This is a genomic window from Mesorhizobium sp. AD1-1 (assembly GCF_020164655.1).
GTDB classification, from domain to species: Bacteria; Pseudomonadota; Alphaproteobacteria; order Rhizobiales; family Rhizobiaceae; genus Mesorhizobium; species Mesorhizobium ciceri.
Window position 1 is genome coordinate 239,451 of record NZ_JAIUGP010000001.1, and the last position, 23,988, is coordinate 263,438.

The 23,988-nt window shown below is 63.8% G+C and carries 21 protein-coding genes and 1 pseudogene; 18 read left to right on the forward strand and 4 right to left on the reverse strand.

What is annotated here, in order from left to right; translation table 11 throughout:
• Window positions 1-10 precede the first annotated feature (10 nt).
• From LB519_RS01140 to LB519_RS01155, 4 genes are read left to right on the forward strand one after another with little or no spacing between them, the layout of a single operon-like run.
• A complete protein-coding gene (locus tag LB519_RS01140) occupies window positions 11-901 on the forward strand; it encodes an aldose 1-epimerase (RefSeq protein ID WP_063169848.1) in 891 nt (296 codons plus the stop codon).
• Window positions 894-1,673, forward strand: coding sequence for an SDR family oxidoreductase (locus tag LB519_RS01145; protein WP_063169849.1), 780 nt, complete (start codon window positions 894-896; stop codon window positions 1,671-1,673). Before LB519_RS01140 ends, LB519_RS01145 begins: the two co-directional genes overlap by 8 nt.
• Window positions 1,674-1,687: 14 nt before the next feature.
• Window positions 1,688-3,400 (forward strand): IlvD/Edd family dehydratase, encoded by a 1,713-nt coding sequence (locus LB519_RS01150; RefSeq protein WP_063169850.1) that lies wholly within the window; start codon window positions 1,688-1,690, stop codon window positions 3,398-3,400.
• A gap of 11 nt (window positions 3,401-3,411) precedes the next feature.
• Complete coding sequence (locus tag LB519_RS01155) at window positions 3,412-4,317, forward strand: dihydrodipicolinate synthase family protein (protein ID WP_063169851.1); 906 nt, start codon at window positions 3,412-3,414, stop codon at window positions 4,315-4,317.
• A 14-nt stretch (window positions 4,318-4,331) separates the two neighbouring features.
• On the opposite strand, the gene LB519_RS01160 is transcribed toward LB519_RS01155, so the two are convergent.
• The 4 genes and pseudogenes from LB519_RS01160 to LB519_RS01175 form a co-directional block, all read right to left on the reverse strand.
• A complete protein-coding gene (locus tag LB519_RS01160; protein WP_013528170.1) occupies window positions 4,332-5,078 on the reverse strand; it encodes an SDR family NAD(P)-dependent oxidoreductase in 747 nt (248 codons plus the stop codon).
• Window positions 5,079-5,144: 66 nt separating this feature from the next.
• Entirely contained in the window at window positions 5,145-6,656 is a 1,512-nt protein-coding gene (locus LB519_RS01165; RefSeq protein WP_063169852.1) for a UxaA family hydrolase, read from the reverse strand.
• 192 nt (window positions 6,657-6,848) lie between these two features.
• Window positions 6,849-7,171, reverse strand: a pseudogene (locus LB519_RS01170) (L-rhamnose mutarotase).
• 19 nt (window positions 7,172-7,190) lie between these two features.
• Window positions 7,191-7,865 carry a GntR family transcriptional regulator gene (locus LB519_RS01175; RefSeq protein WP_013528167.1) on the reverse strand — a complete coding sequence of 225 codons (675 nt, stop codon included), beginning with the start codon at window positions 7,863-7,865 and terminating at the stop codon, window positions 7,191-7,193.
• 324 nt (window positions 7,866-8,189) lie between these two features.
• Here LB519_RS01175 and LB519_RS01180 point away from each other — a divergent pair, with 324 nt between their 5' ends.
• The 14 genes from LB519_RS01180 to msuE all read left to right on the forward strand — a co-directional run bounded on the left by LB519_RS01180 (window position 8,190) and on the right by msuE (window position 23,937).
• Complete coding sequence (locus tag LB519_RS01180) at window positions 8,190-9,692, forward strand: sugar ABC transporter ATP-binding protein (protein ID WP_224618384.1); 1,503 nt, start codon at window positions 8,190-8,192, stop codon at window positions 9,690-9,692.
• Window positions 9,689-10,687 (forward strand): ABC transporter permease, encoded by a 999-nt coding sequence (locus LB519_RS01185; RefSeq protein WP_224618385.1) that lies wholly within the window; start codon window positions 9,689-9,691, stop codon window positions 10,685-10,687. The genes LB519_RS01180 and LB519_RS01185 overlap by 4 nt, the downstream gene beginning before the upstream one ends.
• Window positions 10,687-11,682 (forward strand): ABC transporter permease, encoded by a 996-nt coding sequence (locus LB519_RS01190; protein ID WP_063169855.1) that lies wholly within the window; start codon window positions 10,687-10,689, stop codon window positions 11,680-11,682. The genes LB519_RS01185 and LB519_RS01190 overlap by 1 nt, the downstream gene beginning before the upstream one ends.
• Window positions 11,683-11,696: 14 nt before the next feature.
• Window positions 11,697-12,635, forward strand: coding sequence for a sugar ABC transporter substrate-binding protein (locus tag LB519_RS01195; RefSeq protein ID WP_013528163.1), 939 nt, complete (start codon window positions 11,697-11,699; stop codon window positions 12,633-12,635).
• 241 nt (window positions 12,636-12,876) lie between these two features.
• Window positions 12,877-14,049, forward strand: a complete 1,173-nt coding sequence (ssuD, locus tag LB519_RS01200; RefSeq protein WP_224618387.1) for an FMNH2-dependent alkanesulfonate monooxygenase — start codon at window positions 12,877-12,879, stop codon at window positions 14,047-14,049.
• Window positions 14,046-15,506, forward strand: coding sequence for an FAD/NAD(P)-binding protein (locus tag LB519_RS01205; protein ID WP_224618388.1), 1,461 nt, complete (start codon window positions 14,046-14,048; stop codon window positions 15,504-15,506). Before ssuD ends, LB519_RS01205 begins: the two co-directional genes overlap by 4 nt.
• Window positions 15,507-15,667: 161 nt before the next feature.
• Complete coding sequence (gene sfnG / locus LB519_RS01210) at window positions 15,668-16,768, forward strand: dimethylsulfone monooxygenase SfnG (protein WP_013528160.1); 1,101 nt, start codon at window positions 15,668-15,670, stop codon at window positions 16,766-16,768.
• Between the two features lie 112 nt (window positions 16,769-16,880).
• A complete protein-coding gene (locus tag LB519_RS01215) occupies window positions 16,881-17,813 on the forward strand; it encodes an ABC transporter ATP-binding protein (protein WP_224618390.1) in 933 nt (310 codons plus the stop codon).
• Entirely contained in the window at window positions 17,810-18,709 is a 900-nt protein-coding gene (locus LB519_RS01220; protein ID WP_224618392.1) for a branched-chain amino acid ABC transporter permease, read from the forward strand. Before LB519_RS01215 ends, LB519_RS01220 begins: the two co-directional genes overlap by 4 nt.
• A 3-nt stretch (window positions 18,710-18,712) precedes the next feature.
• Window positions 18,713-19,753 (forward strand): branched-chain amino acid ABC transporter permease, encoded by a 1,041-nt coding sequence (locus tag LB519_RS01225; protein WP_224618393.1) that lies wholly within the window; start codon window positions 18,713-18,715, stop codon window positions 19,751-19,753.
• Between the two features lie 64 nt (window positions 19,754-19,817).
• Window positions 19,818-21,155 carry an ABC transporter substrate-binding protein gene (locus LB519_RS01230; protein ID WP_224618396.1) on the forward strand — a complete coding sequence of 446 codons (1,338 nt, stop codon included), beginning with the start codon at window positions 19,818-19,820 and terminating at the stop codon, window positions 21,153-21,155.
• A gap of 79 nt (window positions 21,156-21,234) precedes the next feature.
• Window positions 21,235-22,041: an ABC transporter ATP-binding protein gene (locus LB519_RS01235; RefSeq protein ID WP_024501876.1), complete on the forward strand. Its 807-nt coding sequence runs from the start codon at window positions 21,235-21,237 to the stop codon at window positions 22,039-22,041.
• 24 nt (window positions 22,042-22,065) lie between these two features.
• Entirely contained in the window at window positions 22,066-23,313 is a 1,248-nt protein-coding gene (locus LB519_RS01240; RefSeq protein ID WP_063171069.1) for an SfnB family sulfur acquisition oxidoreductase, read from the forward strand.
• Between the two features lie 63 nt (window positions 23,314-23,376).
• Window positions 23,377-23,937, forward strand: a complete 561-nt coding sequence (gene msuE / locus LB519_RS01245) for an FMN reductase (protein ID WP_224618398.1) — start codon at window positions 23,377-23,379, stop codon at window positions 23,935-23,937.
• Window positions 23,938-23,988 lie beyond the last annotated feature (51 nt).

The window sequence follows — 23,988 nt, forward strand, 5'->3', positions numbered from 1 at the left end:
GGGGCAGGGCATGTCGGCTGGAATACTACTGGAAAGCAATCGGCTGTGCGTCGAGATCAGCCCCTCTGGCAGCGCAATCGTCAACGGCCATACGGCCGACGGGGTGCCATTCCTGCGTCCCTACCAAGGCGAGGCCGAGTTCGACGTTGTGCACTGCGCTTGCTTTCCGATGGTGCCGATCGGCAATCGCGTCGAGGGCAATGCGTTTTCCTGCGGCGGTCAAAACTTCACGCTGGCGCCCAACACGACTGATCCTTTCTATATTCACGGTGACGGCTGGCAGGCGAACTGGAAGGTCGAGGAGCATCGCGTCGACCGCCTCCATTTGGCCTTCGATCATCCGCGCGGCGTCGACTCGCCCTATGTCTACCATGCGCGACAGTCGTTCCGGCTCGCCGGCGCGCGGCTGGAACTCCGGCTTGCCGTCGAAAATACCGGCGTCATTCCACTGCCATTCGGCCTCGGTTTCCATCCATTCTTTCCGCGCACGCCGCGGACGACCTTGTTTGCGCCGGCCGAAACCTGGTGGACAGAGCGCGACGGGCACCTTCCAGCGTCCAGGAGCGCCATTGCCGCCGATGTCGATTTCTCAACGCCGCGCCATTTGCCCGACCGTTGGCTGAACAATGGCTTCGAAGGGTGGAGCGGCATCGCGCGCATCATCTGGCCGGAGCACTGTCTGGGGATCGACATCGAGGCGGACGCGGAGCTCGACCGCTACATGCTCTTTGCGCCGGACACGGACCGAAGCTTCTTCTGCCTGGAGCCGATGAGCCATACCCCAAATGCGTTGAAGCATTTCGATGCCGACCCAATGGGGATCAAGGTACTTTCCCCCGGCGAGGTTCTCAGAGCAAGATTCGCAATGACCGTCTTCGACTGGAGCGACAACCATGGCTGAGCGCCTTTCCGGCAAACGCATCTTCCTGACCGGCGCCGCGCAAGGCATCGGGCTGGCGATCGCCGAGGCCTGCCTTGCCGAAGGCGCAAGACTGTTCCTGGTCGACCGCGACGGCGCACTGCTGGACAAGACCGTCGCGGGCCTCGCCGTGCCGCGCGGCCATGTCGGGCATGCGGCAGCCGACATCAGCGACGGTGCCGCAATTGCCGCTGCCGTCAGCCAAGCGGCCGCCGAGATCGGCCCCATCAACGCGCTGATCAACAATGCCGGGATCAATGTGTTCTCGACGCCGCTCGAGGCGACCGAGGAGGAATGGAACCGCAACTTCGACGTCAACGTCAAGGGCGCTTGGAATTGCAGCAAGGCGGTGTTGCCGGGCATGATCGCGAGCGGCGGCGGCGCCATCCTCAACATCGCCTCGACGCACAGCTTCACCATCATCCCACACACCTTTCCCTATCCGGTCGCCAAGCACGCGCTGCTCGGCCTGACCAAATCGCTGGCGCTCGAATATGCGGCGCAAGGGGTGCGCGTGAACGCGCTGGCGCCCGGCTATGTCGAAACCCAGAAGGCGATTGACTACTGGAACAGCTTTGCCGATCCGGCCACAGCACGCGCCAACACCATGGCGCTACATCCTGGCGGCCGCATCGCCACGGCGCGCGAGATTGCGCTGGCTGCGGTGTTCATGATTTCCGACGAGTGCCCGTTCATGAATGCGGCCACGCTCGTCGTAGATGGTGGGCTGAGCCAGCTCCAGCATCCAGCCTGAATTCCGGGAAAACCATGACCAAGAGACGATCGCAGCACTGGTTCGGCGGGCAGGGCAAGGACGCCTTCATTCACCGCAGCTGGATGAAGAACAACGGCCTGCCCGACGATGCCTTCGACGGCCGCCCGGTGATCGGCATCTGCAACACCTTCTCCGAATTCACGCCTTGCCACGTGCATTTCCGTGGCCTGATCGAGCACATCAAGGCGGGCGTGCTGGAAGCCGGCGGCCTGCCGCTGGAATTCCCGGTCTTCTCCTGCGGCGAATCCAATCTGCGCCCGACGGCGATGCTGTTCCGCAATCTCGCCTCGATGGATGTCGAGGAAGCGATCCGCGGCAATCCGATGGACGGTGTCGTGCTGATGGCAGGCTGCGACAAGACCACCCCGTCGCTGGTCATGGGCGCGGCCTCCTGCGACCTGCCGTCGATCGTCATTTCCGGCGGGCCGATGCTCAATGGCCGTTTCCAGGGCCGCGAGATAGGTTCCGGCACCGATGTCTGGAAATTCTCCGAGGATGTCCGCGCCGGCGTGATGAGCGAGCAGGATTTCGCTAATGCCGAGAGTGCCATGTCACGCTCGCCGGGTCATTGCATGACCATGGGCACGGCCTCGACCATGGCCTCGATGGTCGAAGCGCTCGGCCTGGCGCTGCCGGGCAACGCTGCCTATCCGGCGGTCGACGCGCGCCGCAGCCGCATCGCCCGCATGACGGGGCGGCGCATCGTCGAGATGGTCAATGAGAATCTCCGCCCGTCCGCCATCCTCAAGAAAGAAGCTTTCGCCAACGCCATCCGTGTCAATGGTGCCATCGGCGGCTCGACCAATGCGGTCGTGCATCTGCTGGCGATTGCCGGCCGCGTCGGCACCGAACTGACACTGGACGATTGGGATCGATATGGCCGCGATGTACCGACCATCCTCGACCTGATGCCGTCAGGCCGCTTCCTGATGGAGGACTTCTGCTACGCAGGCGGCATTCCGGCGGTCATGAAGGAGATCGGCGATCTGCTCGATCTCGACGTGCTGACCGTCACCGGCAAGACCGTGCGCGACAACATCCGTGACGCTAAAAACTACAATCCCGAGGTGATCCGCCCGCGCGACAAGGCGCTTACTCCCAATGGCGGTATCGCGGTGCTGCGTGGCAATCTGGCGCCCGACGGCGCCATCATCAAGCCGTCAGCCGCGTCACCGGCCCTGATGAAGCATCGCGGCCGCGCCGTCGTCTTCGAGGACATCGACGACTACAAGGCGCGCGTCGACGATCCCGCGCTCGACGTCGACGAAGCGTCGATCATGGTGCTGAAGAATTGCGGCCCCAAGGGCTATCCGGGGATGGCCGAGGTCGGCAACATGGCGCTGCCCCGGAAGCTGCTGAAGCAGGGTGTCCGCGACATGATCCGCATCTCCGATGCCCGCATGTCCGGCACCGCCTTCGGCACCGTCGTGCTGCATGCCGCACCCGAAGCCGCCATCGGCGGCCCGCTGGCGCTGGTCAGGAGCGGCGACTTCATCGAGCTCGACGTCGAAGCAAGGAAGCTGCATCTCGACGTGTCGGCACAGGAGCTGGCGCGGCGTCGTGAATCCTGGCTACCGCCCGTCCCGGCGATGCGCGGCGGCTATCAGGGCCTCTATGTCGACCGTGTCCTGCAGGCGGACCGCGGCGCCGATCTCGACTTTCTCGTCGGATGCCGTGGCCACGCCATTCCACGCGAAAGCCATTGAGGCCGACCAGCATGCCCAATTTCCGGCCTGACGATTTCCACGCCATTCACGCCATTCTCTACGCGCTCTTTGACGCGAACGAACAACTGGACCGCGCGGCGATGCGTCGGCAGGTCGAGATCTGCCTGGCGACGGGCGTGCACGGCATGGCGGCGCTCGGCCTGGCGACGGAAGTCGCCAAGCTGACCGAGGCCGAGCGCCGGACGATCATGGACTGGACGGCGGAAGATACGGCTGGAAAAGTGCCGCTTGCCTTCACCATCTTCGGCGCTTCGGTGGCTGAGCAGGTGGCACAGCTTCGCCATGCTGAAAGCGTGGGAGCGGATTGGGTGATCCTGCAGCCGCCGCCGGTCGGATCCTATGGTGCGCTGGAATACACCAGGTTCTTCGGCCGCGTCGCCGAGGCAACCGACCTGCCGGTGGCGATCCAGAACGCGCCGGCGTTTTTCGGGCGCGGCCTGTCATCGGACGAGATCCGCGAACTTGTCACGCTTCATCCCAACATAAGGCTGATCAAGGGCGAAGGCCCTGTCACCGACATTGCCGGATTGATCGAACGCACCGAAGGCCGGATACCCGTTTTCAACGGACGCGGCGGCCTTGAACTGATCGACAATTTCCGCATCGGTTGCCGCGGCATGATCCTGGCGCCTGATGGCATCGACCTCGCCGTGCGCGCCTACAATGCGTTTCGGATCGGTGACGAAGCGACGGCCGAGGCCGAGTACGCAAGAATGCTGCCGGCAGCGGTCTTCGTCATGCAGGGCATCGAGAACCTGATCTGCTACGGCAAGCGGCTGTTCGGCGCCCGCGCAGGCATCCCGATACACGACCGGGCTCCGGCGATGCGGCCCAACGAGACCGGCGTGGCGATGGTGGCGCGCTTTGCGGCTGGCCTCGGTCGGTTGCCTGGCTGAACGGCAACTGCCCTTCAATAGGTCGTCCGCCCACCCGACAGGTCGAACGTGGAGGCGGTCGTGAAACTGTTCTCCTTGGAGACGAGCCAGGCGACCATCGCCGCGGCTTCGTCGACCTCCAGCAGGCGGCCGCGCGGAATGCGCGAGCGCATATATTCGATGTGCTCCGGCGTCAGCTGTTCGAGGATGCGCGTCTGTGCCGTGGCCGGCGAGATGCAGTTCACGGCGATGTCGTACTGCGCCAGTTCCTTGCCGAGCGACTTGGTCAAGCCGATGACCGCCGCCTTCGAGGCTGAATAGGCGGAGGCGTTGGGGTTGCCCTCCTTGCCGGCGACCGAAGCGATGTTGACGATCCGTCCGTAATTGCGCTCCTTCATTCCGGGAACCACGGCGCGATTGACGTAGAACGTACCGTTTACGTTGACGTCGATGACCTTCTTCCACGTCTCGATGTCGTAGACGTCGAGCGGGGCGGCAGGGCCGGCAATTCCGGCGGAATTGACCAGAATGGAAATCTTGCCGGCCAGATCTTCGGTCCTGGCGCGCGCCGCGTCCACCGACGTCCAATCGGCGACGTCCACGATCTCTGTCGTGGCAGCGTTGCCGAGTTCCTTCTTGGCGGTTTCGAGGCGGGCCTCATCGAGATCCCACAAGCTGACCGTCGCGCCGGAAGCGACGAAACGCCTGGCCATCGCGAAGCCGAGGCCTTGGGCGCCACCGGTGACCACAGCGTGCTGGCCGTCAAGATCGATCCTGTTCATGTCGAGCGGTTCTTTCCGTTTGAGCTACTTCCGGGATAAAGGCCGGCCTGTGCAGGCCGGCGATCGCTACATGGTCGCGCCAAGGCTCCATGGCACGAACTCGTTGTCGCCATAGCCGAGCGCTTCCGACCTGGTGCGCCCGCCGGAAGCGACGCGCAGGATCTCGGCAAAGATCTCCTCGCCCTTCTCGGCCAGCGAGACGCCGTCCAGTATGTCTCCGCAATTGATATCCATGTCCTCGCGCATCTGCTCGAAGATGAAGCTGTTGGAGGCAAGCTTGATCGAGGGCGTCGGCTTGCAGCCGAAGGCCGAACCGCGGCCGGTGGTGAAGCACAATATGTTGGCGCCGCCGGCGACCTGCCCGGTGGCCGAGACCGGGTCGTAGCCGGGCGTATCCATGAAGACGAGGCCGCGCTCGTTGATCGGCTCGGCATATTCCAGCACCGCCCGCAGATTGGTGGTGCCGCCCTTGGCGGAAGCGCCGAGCGATTTCTCCAGGATGGTCGTCAACCCACCCAGCTTGTTGCCGGGCGAAGGGTTGTTGTTCATCTCCATGTCGTGCCTGGCGGTATAATCCTCCCACCAGCGGATGCGTTCGATCAGCTTTTCGCCCACCGCGCGGCTCTCGGCGCGCAAGGCGAGGAGATGTTCGGCGCCATAGATCTCGGGCGTCTCCGAGAGCACCGCCGTACCGCCTTGCCCGACAAGCAGGTCCACCGCAGCACCTAGTGCCGGATTGGCGCTGATGCCGGAGTAACCGTCCGATCCGCCGCATTGCAGCGCAAGCACCAGTTCGGAGGCTGGTTGCGGCGTCCTTTCGGCGGCGTTCACCGTAGGCAGCATGTCGACGATCGCCTTCACGCCAGCCTCGACCGTCTTTCGCGTACCGCCGGTTTCCTGGATGGTCATCGTGCGGAAAATCGTGCTCTCCTTGATGTTGTACGACTGCATCCAGCGTGGGATCTGGAACGCTTCGCAGCCGAGTCCGACCATCAGCACGCCGCCGATATTGGGGTTCGTGGCAAAGCCCCATTGCGTCCTTTTCAACAGGTCGTAAGCGGGACCCTTGGTGTCGATGCCGCAGCCAGTGCCGTGGACGAGTGCGATGATACCGTCGACATTGGGATAGTCGCGCAGGATGCCAGACCGGTTGACCTCGTCGGTGATGAACCGGGCGACGCTGGCAGAGCAGTTCACCGAGGTCAGGACGGCAATGAAGTTGCGCGTGCCCACCTTGCCGCTCGGCCGGCGGTAACCCATGAAAGTAGCGCGCTCGGCCTCGGCAACGATCTCGGTTTGCCTGGTATTCGTGCCGAAGACGTAGTCGCGTTCGAAATTTCGCAGATACACATTGTGCTCGTGAACCCAGTCGCCGGCGACGATTGGTTCCCGCGCAAAACCGATGGTCTGGCCGTATTTCACGATCGGCTGGTCCGAGCCGATGTCGCGCAAGGCCATTTTGTGCCCGCGCGGTATGCGTGCCCTGGCAGCCACGTCACCGGCTTTTTCGCCGATCTTCAACGGATCGACCGCCAGAAGAATGTTGTCGGCCCCCGAAAGCTTGATGAACCGCGCCATGACCCCATACTCTGAAAAAGTTCTCCGCGACAGGAGGTCGAGAGACAAGAAATGATTTGGAATACTAATATAATAGAATGTCAGAGGTCAAGGAGGTCAAGGCCGGAGACTGGATGAGGTCGTCATGAAAGACGGACCGGTCGCCACGTCGTTGGGGCATATCCGGGAAGCGACTGCCCGATAACGTTCTGGTCAATCGAGATGGAAGACCTCTCCCATGGCCGCCCACCATTCGCCGTCGGCGCGCGTCGGCAGCGGCGTCTGCATGGGGTCGCACAGTTCCCACCATTTGCGCATGGCCGGCGACTCGCTCATCCGCGCTGCATCCCTGGCGAAGTCGCTGCCGTGATACTCCCAGCAGGCGAACAGAAGGTTCTCCGGTTCGCGCAGGAAGATCGAATAGTTGCGGATGTTGGCGCGGCTGATGACGTCGAGCACTTCGGGCCAGACGGCGGCGTGGACGCGCTTGCGATCGCCTCGGCTTTCACGCCGATACAAAGTCCCATTCTTTGCATGCTGGTTGCTCGCGGGGCTTCAGCCGAGAAGGTCGGCGGCGACTTCGAGCGTGTTGCGGAACGACGTCTCGAGATGATGTTCCATGGCCCGTGCCGCACCCTCGGCGTCGTGGCGCTTCAGCGCGTCGAAAATGGCCTCGTGCTGCTCGATCGTCTGTTCGCCATAACCCGGTCTTGGGATAGCGAGATAGCGCCCGCGATCCATCTGTGCCTTCGAGATGTCGACGGCTCTCCAGATCATCGGCAGGCCGCAGATCTCGGCTATGGTGCGGTGGAAGACATCGTCGAGTTGTATCGCGGTGGCATATCTGCCGCGGGATATGGCAAGCCGATGCGCCGCCATGTTGTCTTCCAGCAATTCGCTGGCTGCCGCCGTGAACTTGGCGGCCGCGCGTCGGGCGCTTTCCATCTCCAGTGCCCGCCGGATGACATAGGCTTCTTCCAGGTCGGCCCGGCTGATCGGAGCAACATAGGTGCCGGTCTGCGCCAGGATCTTGACCAGGCCCTCGTCGCTGATGCGCTTGACCGCTTCGCGAACGGGGGTGCGAGACACCCCCAGGGCCTCCGCGATGGCGACCTCGTTGATGACCTCTCCCGGCTTCAACTGCCCGACGACGATCAGGTTGCGGATCTTGTGGTAGATCTGATCGCGGAGCGGAAGAGCCCGATTGAGCGTCGAAGGATCCAGGTCCATTGCAAATCCGTGTCTTCGTTCACCAGAAATGGCCAGATAATACTAGAATGTCAATTGGAACGCATCCAATACAAGCGTGGGGGTCGGTGACGCACAACGTCATGACGACCCGCCGGAATCCAGCTTGCCAGAACTGTTATATTAGTGCAATAGTGAGGATGAACGATGGAAAATTCAGTCCGGGACTGAGGCCTGGATCTTCAACAGCGCAGGCCATTCAAGCTTGTTCGAAGAAGCCCGAACTGCGTTTGCAGCGCTATTATACTAACATATCGAAGGCCGATGTAGCGCACCGGCCGGCCGCCAGGAGGAACCTAGCCAGATATGACCGTCGCCGCCGATTGCGCCTTGGATATGCGAGGCATCAGCAAGAACTTTCCAGGCGTGAAGGCTCTGTCCAACGTCAATTTTGCCGTGAAATTCGGCACCGTTCATGCGGTCGTGGGTGAGAACGGCGCCGGCAAATCGACGCTCATGAAGATCCTCAACGGATCCTACGCGCCCACCAGCGGCACGATCAAAGTCGGTGGCGCCGAGGTGCGCATGCGCCGGCCCGCCGACGCCCAGGCGCTCGGCATCCGCATGGTGCACCAGGAAATCAATCTGGTCCCCGACCTGACCGTCGCCGAGAACGTCTATCTCGGCCGCATGCCCGGCAAATGGACCTTTCTGCGCAAGCGCGAGATGGTCAGGGCGGCGGCTGCCGTCCTCGACGAGCTCGGAGCGGCCATCAATCCGCGTGAACGGCTCGGCAACCTTTCTATCAGCCAGCAGCAGCTCGTCGAGATCGCCAAGGCCTATGCGGCGCAGCCGAGGATCATCGTGCTGGACGAGCCGACATCCAGCCTCAGCGAGCATGAGACGGCGGCGCTGTTCCGGATCCTGCGCAAGATGCGCGATGACGGCATCGCCATCGTCTACATCAGCCATCGGCTGAAGGAGGTGCTCGAAATCGCCGATGAGGTGACGGTGCTGCGCGATGGCTCAATGATCGAGACGCGTCCGATCAAGGGCATAAAGGCTGCCGATATGATCAGGCTGATGGTCGGTCGCGAAGTTAGCAATGTCTTCCCGAAAAGTCCGGCCGCGATCGGCAAGTCCGTGTTGCGCGTGGAGCATATCAGCGACGGACAGCGCTTCCGCGATGTCAGCTTCGATGTGCGCGCCGGCGAGATACTGGGCTTGACCGGCTTGGTGGGCGCTGGTCGCACCGAGGTTGCCCGCGCAATCTTCGGCCTGTCGCGGCTTGTCGAGGGCACGGTCAGCGTCAACGGACGCGAGGTCTCGATCAACTCGCCATCCCAGGCGGTCAGGGCAGGCATTGCCTATGTTCCGGAAGATCGCAAGGGCGATGGCGTCGTGCCTGGAATGTCGGTCCGGGAAAACATCAGCCTGCCCATCCTGCGCCGCCTGACCCGTTTCGGACGCATCAGCCGCAGCGCCGATCGCGCGCTTGCCCGGGATTCGGTCAAGCAGTTTTCGATTTCACCGCCCGACGGCGAACGGCGCATCAGCCTTCTGTCGGGCGGCAACCAGCAGAAGGCGGTCATCGCCAAATGGCTTGCCGCCAAACCTTCGGCCTTGATCCTCGACGAGCCGACGCGGGGCGTCGACGTCGGCGCCAAGGCCGAGATCCACCACATCATCGGCCAACTCGTCGCCGGCGGCATGGCGGTCGTGATGATCTCGTCGGAACTGCCCGAAATCCTCGGAGTCTGCGACCGCGTGGTGGTGATGCGCGATGGCTATGCCTCCGAGCCTCTCTTGCGCAGCGAATTGAGCGAGGAGCGCATCATGGCGCTGGCCACCGGGGAGGAAATGGCTTGAGCGAAGCGGCCATGGAGATCGGTGGCGTGAACCGCAACGACCGCTTTACGCGTGGCAGCAGGCTCGTCGATGTCCTGTCGAAGGCGGGGCTCGCCTTCGCCATCGTCGCCGTGATGCTCTACGGCTCCCTCGTCAGCCCCGCCTTCTTCACGTCAGGCAATTTGCTCAACGTCCTGACCTCGATGTCTATCGTTGGCATCGTCGTCGTCGGCATGACCTTCGTGCTCGTGGTCGGCGGCCTGGCCGACCTGTCGGTGCCGGCCACCATCGCCTGCGGCGCCATCCTGTCGCTCGGGCTGCAGCCGATGATCGGGCCGCTGCCGGCGTTCCTGCTGGCGGTGGGTCTCGCGGGCCTCATAGGCCTGCTCAACGGGGGCCTGGTCGGATATGTCGGCATCAATCCCATCATTGCCACGCTCGGCGTTGGCACGATCGGACTGGGCATCGTCCAGGCGGCTGTCGGCGGGGTCATCGTCTATGGCAGCAATCCCGCCTCAGCCGAATTCGCCAAGGGCCGGCTGTTCGGCATTCCGGTCGTGGTGTTGATCTTCCTGGTCATCGCCCTTGTCGGCCATTTCGTCCTGTCCCGCTCCTTCTGGGGCAGATGGACGCTCGCCGCCGGCGGCAATTACAGCGCCGCCGAGGCTAGTGCGGTTCCGGTGCGGGCCGTGAAGGCTGGCGCCTTCGTGATCACCGCACTGGCTTCCGGCATCAGCGGCGGCCTGCTCGGGCTGACGCTGCAGAGCGCGCGGCCGCTCATCGGCGGCGGCTACGAATTCAGCGCCATCACGGCGGTGGTGGTCGGCGGCGTGTCGATCGTCGGCGGCTTCGGATCGGTGCCGCGGGCCATTGCCGGCCTCATCTTCGTGCAACTGCTGACCAACGTCATGGTGCTCGACGGTGTGCGCACGCCAATCCAGGGTTTCGTGCTCGGCATCCTGATCGTCGGTGCCGTCGGCATGGATGCGGCGCTACGCAAGCGGGGCGTGGCGTGATGCGTTTTCTTTCGCTTGTCTCGCAGCATCGCGTCGTCATCATTCTCGGCCTGACGCTCGTCATTTCCGCGCTGTTGGTTCCTGGCTACCTTTCGGCATCGACCCTCGGCCTCGGTCTCGACCGGGCGGCGACGATCGGCCTGATCGCGGTCGGCCTGACGGTGCTTTTGATATCGGGCCAGATCGACCTCTCCGGTGGCGCGGTGTTTGCCCTGGCCGGCATCGTATCGGTCATCCTGCAGCGAGAGATCGGCATCCTGCCTGCCGCGATCGCCGGCATCCTGGTCGGTACCCTGGCAGGCGCCATCAACGGCATGCTGGTCGTCGGCCTGAAGGTGAATTCGCTCGTGCTGACGCTCGCGACGATGCTGATCTTCCGCTCACTCGCGCACTGGATCACCAACAGCCAGCCTGTGACTGGAACCGACATCATGCTCTCCCTGGCGCTGGCCAAGATCTATCTCGATGTCTTCACCCTCCGCAGCGTGCTGTTCATCGCCCTGATCGTGCTGCTGCATTTCTGGCTGACGCGCACCATACCTGGGCGCAACGTCTTTGCGGTGGGGTCCAACCCGGCGGCTGCCAAGGAAAGCGGTATCGCCTCGGACCGTATCGTCTTTCTCGGCTTTGTCTTTGCCGGCACGCTTGCCGGCCTGGCGGGGGTTCTCCAGAGCCTCGTCACCAACACCGGCTCGCCTGTCTTCGGCTCGGAACTGACGGTCGCCGTCATTGCCGCGGTCGTTGTCGGCGGGACTCGTCTCGAAGGCGGCAAGGGATCCGCGCTCGGCACGCTCGGCGGCGTGCTGACGATCGGCTCGCTGACCATCGCGATGGAGTTCCAGTCCGTTCCCGCATACGTCCAGCAGGTCGTGTCCGGGCTTATCCTGATCCTGCTCGTCGTGCTCGATCGGGCCGTTACCACCAAGGGGAGGGCTCCGGGCACGCGCCCGGCGCTCGTTCGCGACAATCCAATCACTCAAGGAGGAACCACATGATTGGGAGGAAACGCATGATTGGCAAGAAAAGCATGCTTCACGTCGCCGCCATGGCGGCTGTGCTGGCATCGACGGGCTGGGCCAGCGCCAAGACGGTCTGCTACGTGACGGCAGCGGATTCGCATGCCTACGCGACGCCGGCCAACAAGGCGCTTCAGGCGCGCGCTGCGGAACTCGGCATCGAGATCCTGAGCCTCAGCCAGGATTTTGATGTCCAGAAAGGCACCGAGCAGCTCAACACCTGCGTTGCGCGCAAGGTCGACGGCATCATCCTGTGGCCGCTCGACCCGCAGGCATACATACCGGGGCTGGCGCGCGCGCAGCAGGCGAACATTCCGGCGATCCTCATCAATTCGCCGATGAGCGACGATGCCAAGCCGTTCATCAAGTCGTTCACCGGGCCTGATGTCTACGAGGAAGGCAAGCTGGCGGCGGACTCGCTGAGCAAGGCGCTGGGCGGCAAGGGCTCCGTCGTCATCATCGCCGGCCAGGCCGGCAACGGCACCACGATCGGCCGCGTCAGCGGCTTTACCGACCGTCTCAAGGAAACCAATGCCGAGATCAACGTGCTCGACACGGTCAACGCCGACTTCGACCAGCAAAAGGCGCTGGTGGTGAGCCGCGATCTGATCACACGCTTCGGCGACCAGATCAGCGGTGTCTACGCCAATGACGACACGATGGCCCGCGGCTTCATCGACGCATGGAAAGAGGCGAACCCCTCCAAGGCCGCACCGCCGATCGTCGGCATCAATGGCCAGAAGGATGCGTTCGAATCGATCCGCACCAATGAGATGTACTCGACCATCGTCCAGTCGCCCGTCGAGGATGGCCGCCTGGCGATCAACACGATGGCCGAGATCATCGAGGGCAAGGAGGTCAAGGACCGGCTGCCGATCCCGCTGACAGTCGTCACCAAGGACAACGTCAACGCGGTCGAACCAGCGTTCTGATGCAGGAAGGCCGGCCCGCTGCACTCGGGTCGGCCTCGCCGCCGATTTCTTGGGGAGAGAAATTCCAATAGCGGCAACGGAATTGGAATAAACTAACTCTACAGAGTTTGTGGAATAAGCAATCTGCACTGGCGATCTGGTTTCCACCCGGACAGGACCACGCCATGCCTATCTTTTTGCGCTCGCCGTCAACCAAAGCAGGCATCTCCGGCCGCCTCCGTCAGGCGACGGGAGACAGGCCATGAGCAAGCACATTCCAGACCGTATCAAGGTGCTCTGGTTTCTGCCGACGCATGGCGACAGCCGCTATCTCGGCACGGCCGAGGGCGGCAGATCGGTCGATCTGCCCTATCTGACGCAAGTGGCGAAGGCGGCCGACACGCTCGGCTACTATGGCGTGCTGTTGCCGACCGGCCGCTCGTGCGAGGATTCCTGGGTGATCGCATCGGCTCTTGTGCCGATGACCGAACGCTTGCGTTTCCTTGTCGCCGTGCGGCCCGGTTTGCAGTCGCCGACGCTGGCCGCGCGCATGACTGCGACGCTGGACCGCATCTCCAATGGCCGCCTGCTGATCAACGTCGTCACCGGCGGCGATCCGCTGGAGAACAAGGGCGACGGCATTTTCCTGTCGCATGCCGAACGCTATGAGGTGACGCAGGAGTTCCTGCGCATATACAAGCGGGTGCTGAGCGGCGAGACGGTCGAGCATGACGGCAAGCATTTCCACATCGAGGACGGAAGGCTGCTGTTTCCGCCGGTGCAGACGCCTTACCCGCCGCTGTATTTCGGCGGTTCGTCCGACGCTGGGTCCGTGGTGGCGGCGCAGGAGATCGACAAATATTTAACCTGGGGCGAGCCGCCTGCCGATGTCGGGCGCAAGCTGGACAGCGTGCGTGAACTGGCGCAGAAGGCCGGCCGCAAGCTCTCCTTCGGCATTAGGCTGCATGTCATTGCCCGCGAGACGACCGAGCAGGCCTGGGCCGCTGCCGACAGGCTGATCAGCCGCCTCGACGACACGACGATCGCCTCGGCCCAAAAAGTCTTTGCGCGCATGGATTCGGTCGGGCAGGCGCGGATGAGCGCATTGCATGGCGGCGATCGTGCCAAGCTCGAGATCGCGCCCAATTTGTGGGCCGGCGTCGGCCTGGTGCGCGGCGGTGCCGGTACTGCCCTTGTCGGCGACCCCGACACGATCGCCGAGCGTATCGACGAGTACCGGCGCCTCGGCATCGATACCTTCATCCTGTCCGGCTATCCGCATCTGGAAGAAGCCTATCGCTTCGGCGAACTGGTGCTGCCGAAACTGCCGACCGACCATCCGGTAAAAGCCGCCGGCTCGTCCGTCAACACCGGTCCGTTCGGCGAGACCATCGCCGGCGACCACCGGCCGAAATCGCTCGCCAGCGCCTCGTGAACGCGCTCCCTCCGGCCCGCCGGTTGCGCGTCGCCATCCTTGGCGGCGGCTTTTCCGGCGCGGCGGTGGCCTGGCATCTGGCGCGGGCACCTCAATCGGAGTGCCTGTCGATTTCCGTCATCGAGCCGCGACCAGCGCTCGGCGGCGGCCTGGCCTATTCCAGCGAGGAACCGTCGCACCGGGTCAATGTCCCCGCAGTCAGGATGAGCATGGCTCCCGATGATCCGCAGCATTTTGCACGCTGGTTGGCTGGCAGCGGAGAACTCGAACACGACCCGGATGCCATCTGGAAGAACGGCGACGCTTTTCCGCGCCGTCGCGTGTTCGGCCGCTACGTCGCCGAGCATCTGGCGCCGTATCTCGGTTCCGGCCTTGTCCATCATGTCGAAGGTTCCGCCACACGCGTGACACGCGATGCCAGTGGCGCGGGCTGGACCGTGCACACCTCTGCCGGACCGGTCGTCGCCGATATCCTCGTCCTGGCAGCGACGCATCCGCGGCCCGGAATTCCCGACGCGCTGGCCTCGCTGACGGAAGCGCCAGATTTCGTCGCCGATCCGTACGCTTCCGCCGCGCTTTCAGGGATCGGGCCGGAGGCGTCGGTGCTGATCGTCGGCTCCGGGTTGACCTCGGCCGACATGGTCGCCGAACTCGACCGCCGTGGCCATCGCGGCCGTATCCTCGCGCTGTCGCGCCGCGGCCTGCGCTCGCGCGGCCACCCGGATATCAGGGGCGAGCCTTTTGGCGACTTTGCATCCGCGCCGGCCACGACGGCGCTCGGCCTGCTCAAGACCATTCGCGCGACGCTGGCGGCCGCGCGCGCCGCCAATGTCAACTGGCAGTCGGTCTTCGATCAGCTGCGCCTCCAGGGGCCGGTGCTGTGGGCCGCACTTGCGCCGCCGGAGCGGGCAAGGCTGGTGCGCCAGCTGCGCGTGTTCTGGGACGTGCATCGCTTCAGGATCGCGCCGCAGGTCGCCGCCGTGCTCGACCGGCGTCATGCCGCCGGTACAGTCGACACCATTGCCGCCAGGCTTGTCGCGTCGAACGACGAGGACGGCAGCCTGGCTGTCAGCTTTCAACGGCGCGGGCAGACCCGGATCGAGACGATGCGCTTCGCTGCCGTCATCAACACCACCGGTCCGGCCCATGGGCAGGCGCTGCAGCTGAACCCGGCGCTAAGCTCGCTGGCGGAAGCCGGCTTGATCAGGACGGACCAATATGGGCTTGGCATCGAGACAGGTCTCGACAGCCGCGCGATCGGCCGGGACGGCGCGGCGGTCGCGACACTCCTGGTCGCCGGCCCGCTGGCACGAGGGACTTTCGGCGAGCTCATGGGTCTGCCGGAAGTCGCCCGCCATGCCCAGACGGTCGCGGTTGAAATTGCCAAGCTGCTGGTAACGCTGCCGTCAGCGCAGGCCATCGGCCCCAATGCCGCGCACCGTCCACACGTGGGCTGACACCTGCGGGCCGGGTTCGGCAGCGAAAATTGGTATTTCCGTCCCAAGAGCGCCCCAAAAACGGAAAATCCTTCTTTGTATATATATTCTATAAACATAATAAATATCGGAGCCGGCGCGACCGGAGCGATCAACGACACGGCCTGAATGGGAGACAGTTCATGGCACATGCAGAAGCCGATCCGATCAAATTCGCCTATTGGGTGCCGAATGTTTCGGGCGGCCTGGTGATTTCCAACATCGAGCAGCGCACCAACCATTCTGCCGAGTACAATCGCAAGCTGGCGCAGATCGCCGAGAAGGCCGGCTTCGATTACGCGCTCAGCCAGATACGTTTCACCGCCGGCTACGGCGCCGACGAACAGCATGAATCGGTGGCGTTCAGCCATGATCTGCTGGCGGCGACCACGACGCTCAAGGTCATCGCGGCGATCCTGCCAGGACCATGGAACCCGGCGCTGGCGGCCAAGCAGATCGCCACCATCAGCTACCTGACCAACGGCCGCGTCGCGATCAACCTTGTCTCCGGCTGGTTCCGCGGCGAGTTCCATGCCATCGGCGAGCATTGGCTCGACCATGACGAGCGCTACCGCCGCTCGGAGGAATTCATCCGGGCGCTGCGCGGAATATGGACTGAAGACAGCTTCACCTTCCGTGGCGATTTCTACCGCTTCAATGAGTATTCGCTGAAGCCGAAACCGCCGCAAGTACCCGAAATCTTCCAGGGCGGCTCGTCGCGCGCCGCGCGCGACATGGCATCGCGCGTTTCGGACTGGTACTTCACCAACGGCAACACGCCGGCCGAGATCGCCAAGCAGGTCGATGATATCAGAGTCAAGGCGAAGGCCAATAACCATTCCGTCAAAGTTGGCGTCAACGCCTTCGCGGTCGTTCGCGAGACCGAGGACGAGGCCAGGGCGGTGCTCGCCGAAATCATCGCCGAGGCCAATCCCGACGCGGTCAATGCTTTTGGCCATGAGGTCAAGAATGCCGGCAAGGCCTCGCCGGAAGGTGAGGGCAATTGGGCGAAATCATCCTTCGACGATCTGGTCCAGTACAATGACGGCTTCCGCTCGAACCTGATCGGCACCCCCAGGCAGGTCGCTCAACGCGTCGTCGACCTGAAGCGCGCGGGTGCGGATCTCATCCTGCTCGGTTTCCTGCACTTCCAGGAAGAGGTCGAGTATTTCGGCAAGCATGTCATCCCGCTCGTTCGCGAACTGGAAGACGCCGAGGCGGCGGCGTCGCTGGCGGCGGAATAGTCACCCCATAGGCACGCCGGACACGCGCCGGCCTGCACACATGGAGCTTGCCCGGTGCGCTGATCCGTCGGGCGGCAATAGGTCTTTGCGCGCCTAATCGAGGACGATTGGAATGCCGTTGCCCAGTTATACGCTCGGAGTGATGGAGGCTTCCGCCTATGCACCGGAGGTCTTTGCGCGCGGCTTGCCGTCAGACCAGCGGCCGGAGCAGTCGTTCGAAGATGCCGCCAGGCCGGCAGAGTCCGTTGCCGCCGCCTCTCCGTTGCTTTCGCTTCAGGGCATCAGCCTGTCCTTTGGCGGCGTCGTGGCACTGGCCGATATCGACCTATCGGTCCGCCAAGGCGAGATCCGTGCCATCATCGGCCCGAACGGCGCCGGCAAGAGTTCGCTGATCAACGTCATCAGCGGCGTCTACCGGCCGGATAGCGGCCATGTCCAGCTCGACGGTACCTCCTATGCCCAGGTCCCGACGCAGCGGCTGGCCCATCTCGGCGTCGCCAGAACCTTCCAGAATCTCGCACTGTTCAAGGGCCTAAGCGTCCTCGACAATGTCGCCTCTGGCCTTGCCTACAAGGTTCGCTCCAACTTTGCCGGCCAGGTGCTCGGCATCGGCCGCTCGCGTGGCGAGCAGCGCGATTCACGCAGCCGTGCCGAACAGATCCTTGAATTCCTCCATCTCACCGCCATTCGCGACCGTCTTGTCGGCACCTTGCCTTACGGGCTGCAGAAGCGTGTCGAACTGGCCCGCGCGCTGGTGGCCGAGCCGCGCCTGCTTTTGCTCGACGAGCCGATGGCCGGCATGACAGCGAGCGAAAAGAGCGAGATGGCGTCTTTCGTCCGTGCCGCGCGCGATCGTTTCGCCACCACCGCGGTGTTGATCGAGCACGATGTCGGCGTCGTCATGGGTCTGTCCGATCGCATCGCCGTTCTCGACTACGGCCGCAAGATCGCCGACGCCACGCCCGATGAAGTCAGGAACGACCAACGCGTCATCGATGCCTATCTCGGCGTCGCCTCGGACAATGAGGACGGGGCAGGCATATGATCGCCGATTTCGACTACCAATTCTTCATCGAAGTGCTCGTCGGCGGCCTGCTCTCAGGCGTCATGTATTCGCTTGTCGCGATCGGCTTCGTGCTCATCTACAAGACCTCGGGCGTGCTCAATTTCGCGCAAGGCGCGATGCTGCTGTTTGCGGCACTCACCTTCGTCAGCCTCGTCGAGCGCGGTATTCCGTTCGCGCTGGCGCTGGCGGTCACCTTCGCCATCATGGTGGCGATGGGTGTCGCCATCGAGCGCACGGTGCTGCGGCCACTGACCAACAAGCCGCCGATCACACTGTTCATGGCGATGCTCGGCCTGTCCTACATCATCGAGGGCGCCGCCCAGCTGATCTGGGGCACGCAGGTCCATGGCCTCGATCTCGGCATCGAGGACGTGCCGCTGGAAATCGGCGGCGTGCTGATCAGCCAGTTCGACATTTTTGCCGCGGTGGTTGCCGCCGGCATGGTCCTCCTGCTGTCGCTGTTCTTCCGCTACACCCGCATCGGCCTCTCCTTCCGCGCCGTTGCCGATGATCAGTTCGCGGCCCTCGCGGTCGGCCTCAGGCTGCCCTTGATCTGGGCCACCGTGTGGGCTGCCGCCGGCCTTGTCGCCCTGGTGGCGGGACTGCTCTGGGGCGCACGCCTCGGCGTGCAGTTCTCGCTGTCGCTGGTGGTGCTGAAGGCGCTGCCGGTGCTGGTGCTCGGCGGCTTCGATTCCATCCTCGGCGCCATCGTCGGCGGGCTGCTGATCGGCGCCAGTGAGAAGCTCGCCGAGGTCTATATCGGCGATTATTTCGGCGGCGGCATCGAGAGCTGGTTTGCCTATGTCGTCGCGCTCGTCTTCCTGCTGATCCGCCCTTCCGGCCTGTTCGGCCAGAAGCTCGTTGAGAGGATCTGAACGATGACCGCGATAACAAGCGATTTCGTCGCCGCGCCGGTGCTGCCGAAATGGGTCGTACCGGTCCTGCTGCTCGCCTTCGCCTATGGTGTCGTGCCGCTGATCGGCTCAAGTTATCTGTTCGAGGCCATCCTGCTGCCGTTCCTGGCGCTCAGCCTCGCAGGCGTGGGCTTGAACATTCTCACCGGCTATGCCGGCCAGGTCTCGCTGGGCAGTGCCGCCTTCATGGCGGCGGGCGCCTTCGCCGCCTATAATTTCAACCTGCGCGTCGAGGGCCTGCCGCTGATCGGCAGCATCTTCCTGGCCGGCATCGTCGCCGCCGCGATCGGCATCGTTTTCGGCCTGCCCAGCCTGCGTCTGAAGGGTTTTTATCTCGCGGTCTCGACGCTCGCCGCGCAGTTCTTCGTGCAATGGGGGCTGACCAAGTTCAGCTGGTTCTCCAACAACTCGGCGTCAGGCGTCATCGACGCGCCGAGACTGTCGATCTCAGGTTTCGCGCTCGACGGCGCCATCGGTCGCTATCTCTTTGCACTGACCATCGTCACCGTCCTGACCTTCCTTGCCCATCGGCTGGTCTCGTCGCAGACCGGGCGCAACTTCATCGCCATCCGCGACAATGAAACCGCCGCCCGCATCATCGGCATCCCGGTGCTGAAGACCAAGCTGCTGGCCTTCGCCATCTCGTCCTTCATCATCGGCGTCGCAGGCGTCATCTGGGCCTTCGCCTACCTGAGGACCGTCGAGCCGGACGGCTTCGATCTCGACCGGTCGTTCCAGGTCCTGTTCATCATCATCATCGGTGGGCTGGCTTCGATCCGCGGCGCGTTTTTCGGCGCCGCCCTCATCGTGGTTTTCCCGCTCGCTCTGTCGCGCCTCGGCGGCTTCCTGCTCGGCGATCTCTTCGATTCGGGCGTGCTCGACATGAGCCAGCGCATCGTTCTGGGCGCGCTCATCATCCTGGTTCTGATCCTTGAGCCCGACGGGCTGGTGGCGCTGTGGGACAGGGTCCGAAGACGGCTCCTGTTCGCCTGGCAGTCGACCTGAGCTGACGCATCCGAAAATGAACAAGGGGCCGAACAAGACGGCCCATACCGGGAGTACCTCGACCATGACTTTCCTCAGCACAATCAAGGCGGCGGCGTTGTCCGCGGCGATGATCGTGTCGGTGGCCTTGCCCGCCGCGCACGCCGACGAACAATATTTCCCGCTGCAAAGCTATCGCGTCGGGCCTTACGCGGCCGGCGGCACCGGCTTCTTCGGCGGCTTCATCGACTATCTCAACCTCATCAACATCCGCGACGGCGGCGTCAACGGCGTCAAGCTGACCTGGGACGAATGCGAGACCCAGTACGAGGTCGAGCGCGGCGTCGAATGCTACGAGCGGCAGAAGAGCCATGCCGGCGCCGCCGCCTGGAACCCGCTCTCGGTCGGCATCGCCTATGCCATGATTGACCGCATCACCGCCGACAAGGTGCCGCTGATCACCGTCAACCACGGCCGCACCGATTCCACCGACGGGCGTGTCTTCCCCTACGTCTTCCCGCTGCTGCTCAATCCCTACAGCGAGACATCAGGCATCGTGAACTACATCGCCTCCAAGGAAGGCGGCATCGACAAGCTGAAGGGAAAGAAGATCGTCGTGCTCTATCACGGCTCGCCCTACGGCAAGGAGACCATCCCGATCTATGAGCTGCTGGCGCAGAAATACGGCTTCACCGTGCAGCAGATCGAGGTGCCGCATCCCGGCAACGAGCAGCAGTCGCAGTGGCTGACCATCCGCCGCGCCAAGCCGGATTTCGTCGTCCTGCGCGGCTGGGGTGTGATGAACCCGGTGGCGCTGAAGACGGCGGTCAAGGTCGGCTATCCCGTCGATCACATCGTCGGCAATGTCTGGTCGAATTCTGAAGAGGATGTCATCCCTGCCGGCGACGCCGCCAAGGGTTACACCGCCATCACCACGCAGGCTTCCGGCAACTCCTACCCGGTGGTTCAGGAGATCGTGAAGACGGTCTACGGCGCCGGCAAGGGTAACCTTGAAGACAAGGCGCGCATCGGCTCGGTCTACCACAATCTCGGCATCGTCAACGGCATCCTCAATGTCGAGGCGATCCGGGTCGCGCAGGAGAAGTTCGGCCACCGCACGCTGACCGGCGACGAGGTCCGCTGGGGCTTCGAGCATCTCAAGCTTGATCCGGCCAAGGTCGAGGCGCTCGGCGCCAAGGACCTGTTCCACTCGATCAATGTCAGCTGGGACAACCATGAAGGCGAAGGCTACGTGACCTTCCAGCAGTGGGACGGCAAGAAGTGGAACGTCGTCTCCGACTGGATCGCGCCGGACTGGGCGCTTCTGCGGCCAATCATCGAGAAGTCCGCCGAGGCCTACGCCGCCGAGAAGGGCATCAAGCTGCGCACCGCCGACGATGCCAATGCTGTGACCACCAACTGATCAGTCAGTGCCGGGCGTCGCGGACCAAGTTTCCGTGGCGCCCGACCTGTTCGGTTTTCGAACCGCGAAAGAACAGCCTATGCCGAACGATGACGTCATTCTTGCTGTGGACACGGTCCATGCCACCTACAACCACGCCATCACGGCGCTGCATGGCGTCAGTTTCGAGCTCAGGCGCGGCCAGATACTGGCATTGCTCGGTGCCAATGGCGCTGGCAAGACCACGACGCTGAAGGCCGTCTCCAACCTGCTGCCGGCCGAACGCGGCCAGGTCAATGCCGGCACCATCCGCTATGACGGCTCGGATGTCTCGCGCCGCAAACCGGGTGATCTGGTGCGCGCCGGGCTGGTTCAGGTGCTGGAAGGCCGCCACTGCTTCAAAAGCCTCACCGTCGAGGAGAATCTGATCGCCGGCGGCATCGGCCGCAGCGGCAGCCGCGCCGAGATCAACGGGGATCTCGAACGGATCTACGGCTATTTCCCGAGGCTTCGGGAAAAACGCCGGACATTGTCCGGCCTGACCTCCGGCGGCGAACAGCAGATGACCGCCATCGGCAGGGCGCTGATGTCGCGGCCGCGGCTGCTCGTCCTGGACGAACCGTCGATGGGGCTCGCGCCAATCATCGTCCAGGACATCTTCCAGAGCTTGAAAAAACTCAACCGCGAGACTGGCCTATCCATCCTGGTCGCCGAGCAGAACTCCGCAGTGGCGCTGCGATATGCCGACCATGCCACGGTGCTGGAGAACGGCGTTTCCGTTCTCGCCGGCGCGGCCCCCGAGCTTCGCCAGCGCGAGGACATCAGGGCCTTCTATCTCGGTCAATCGAACCCCGGGCAACAGGCGTCACCCGCCACCAAGCCCGCCCATCTCCACGCCGTTGCCTGAATCGAAATCCCAAGGAGCAGTGAAATGACCGTTTCGACCGTCAAGACCGACAAGGCTTCCGCCGCCGTGCCGCCAGTCGCAAGGCCGACCGCCCCGGCGCACATCATCAAGGACGACGCCGAGGCGATTGCGGTTGCCCATGCGCTCGCCGCCGAATTCGTCAAGGACTCCTCCCGGCGCGACCGTGAACGGATCTGGCCGGTCGCCGAACTCGATGCCTTTTCGCAAAGCGGCCTGTGGTCGATCAATGTACCCAAGGCATTCGGTGGGCCGGAGGTGTCCTATGCGACGCTGGCGAAGGTGATCGAGATCATCTCGGCGGCGGATTCCTCGATCGGCCAGGTTGCGCAGAACCATCTCGGCGTCGTCGCTGCCATCCGCACCGTCTCTGACGCGGACCAGCAGAAGCTGCTGTTCGCCGAAGCGCTGAAGGGCACCCGGTTCGGCAACGCCTTTTCCGAGTTCGGCTCCAAGCGCGCCGCCGATTTCGAGACCCGCTTCACCGATGCCGGCGATCATGTGGTCGTCAACGGCCGGAAATTCTATTCGTCTGGCGCGCTGCTCGCCCATCTGGTGCCGATCGTGGCGCTCGATGACGAGGGCCGCGCCTGGTATGCGATCGCCGACCGCGGCGCACCCGGCCTGACCGTCATCGACGACTGGTCGAGCTTCGGCCAGCGCACGACCCTGTCCGGCACCGTCATCATCGACAACGTCAAGGTGCCGAAGACGCATCTGGTACCCGGCTACAAGGGCTACGACAAACCGACCGCCGACGGCGCCATCTTCCAGATCATCCAGGTGGCCGTGGACACCGGCATCGCCCAGGCGGCGATCGACGAGACGGTCGATTTCGTCAGGACCAAAAGCCGCGCCTGGATCGACAGCGGCGTCGACAACGCCTGGGACGATCCCTACACCATTCAGGCCATCGGCGACCTGACGCTGCGCCTGCACGCGGCGCAGGCGCTGCTCGAAAAGGCCGGTCATGCAATCGACCGGGCAGTGGCCGAGCCGACAGCCGAGACGGTGGCGCACGCCCAGATCGTCACTGCCGAGGCAAAAATCCTGTCGACAGAGATCGCCATCGCCGCCACCAACAAGCTGTTCGAACTGGCAGGGACCCGCTCAACCCTGGCCGAGCACAATCTCGACCGGCATTGGCGCAACGCTCGCACGCACACGCTGCACGATCCGGTGCGCTGGAAGTACTCGATCCTCGGCAAATATTTCCTCAACGGCGAAAACCCGCCGCTGCACGCTTGGAGCTGATTTCCACCGGCGGGCTGGCGGCCCGCCACGTCAAACCTTCGACCATTCAAGAGGCCCACTGCCATGTCAAACCCAACAGTCGTCGGCTTTTCCGGCAACATCACCAGGCCGTCAAAGACGCGCGCCTTCGTCGATCTGGTCGCCAGGGACATCGCCGCCAGCCACGGCCTATCGGCGAGCACCTATGATATCGAGGATCTCGGGCCGTCGCTGGGAACGGCGAAATGGGCCCGCGATCTCGACGGCCAGGCGCACGCGATCCTGGAACAAATCCTCGCCGCCGACGTGCTTGTCGTGGGCTCGCCGACCTACAAGGGCAGCTATACCGGCCTGTTCAAGCATTTCTTCGATCTGATCGATCCGGCGGCATTGCGGGGAAAGCCCATCGTGCTGACGGCGACCGGCGGTGGCGAGCGCCATGCCTTGATCGTCGAGCATCAGCTGCGGCCGCTGTTCGGCTTCTTCGAGGCCTTTGCGCTGCCCACCGCCGTCTACGCCACCGACAAGGATTTCACCGACGGCGTGCCGCGCTCCGAGGCGATCCTTAAGCGTGCGGCGCAGGCGGTCGACGAGGTCGGCTTTGTGCTGGCCAATCGTTCGGCAGGCCGGATCGCCGCTGAATAGCCTGTCGTCAGCCAGATTGAACTGAACGAAATCCGTGAGGGCAGCGCCCCC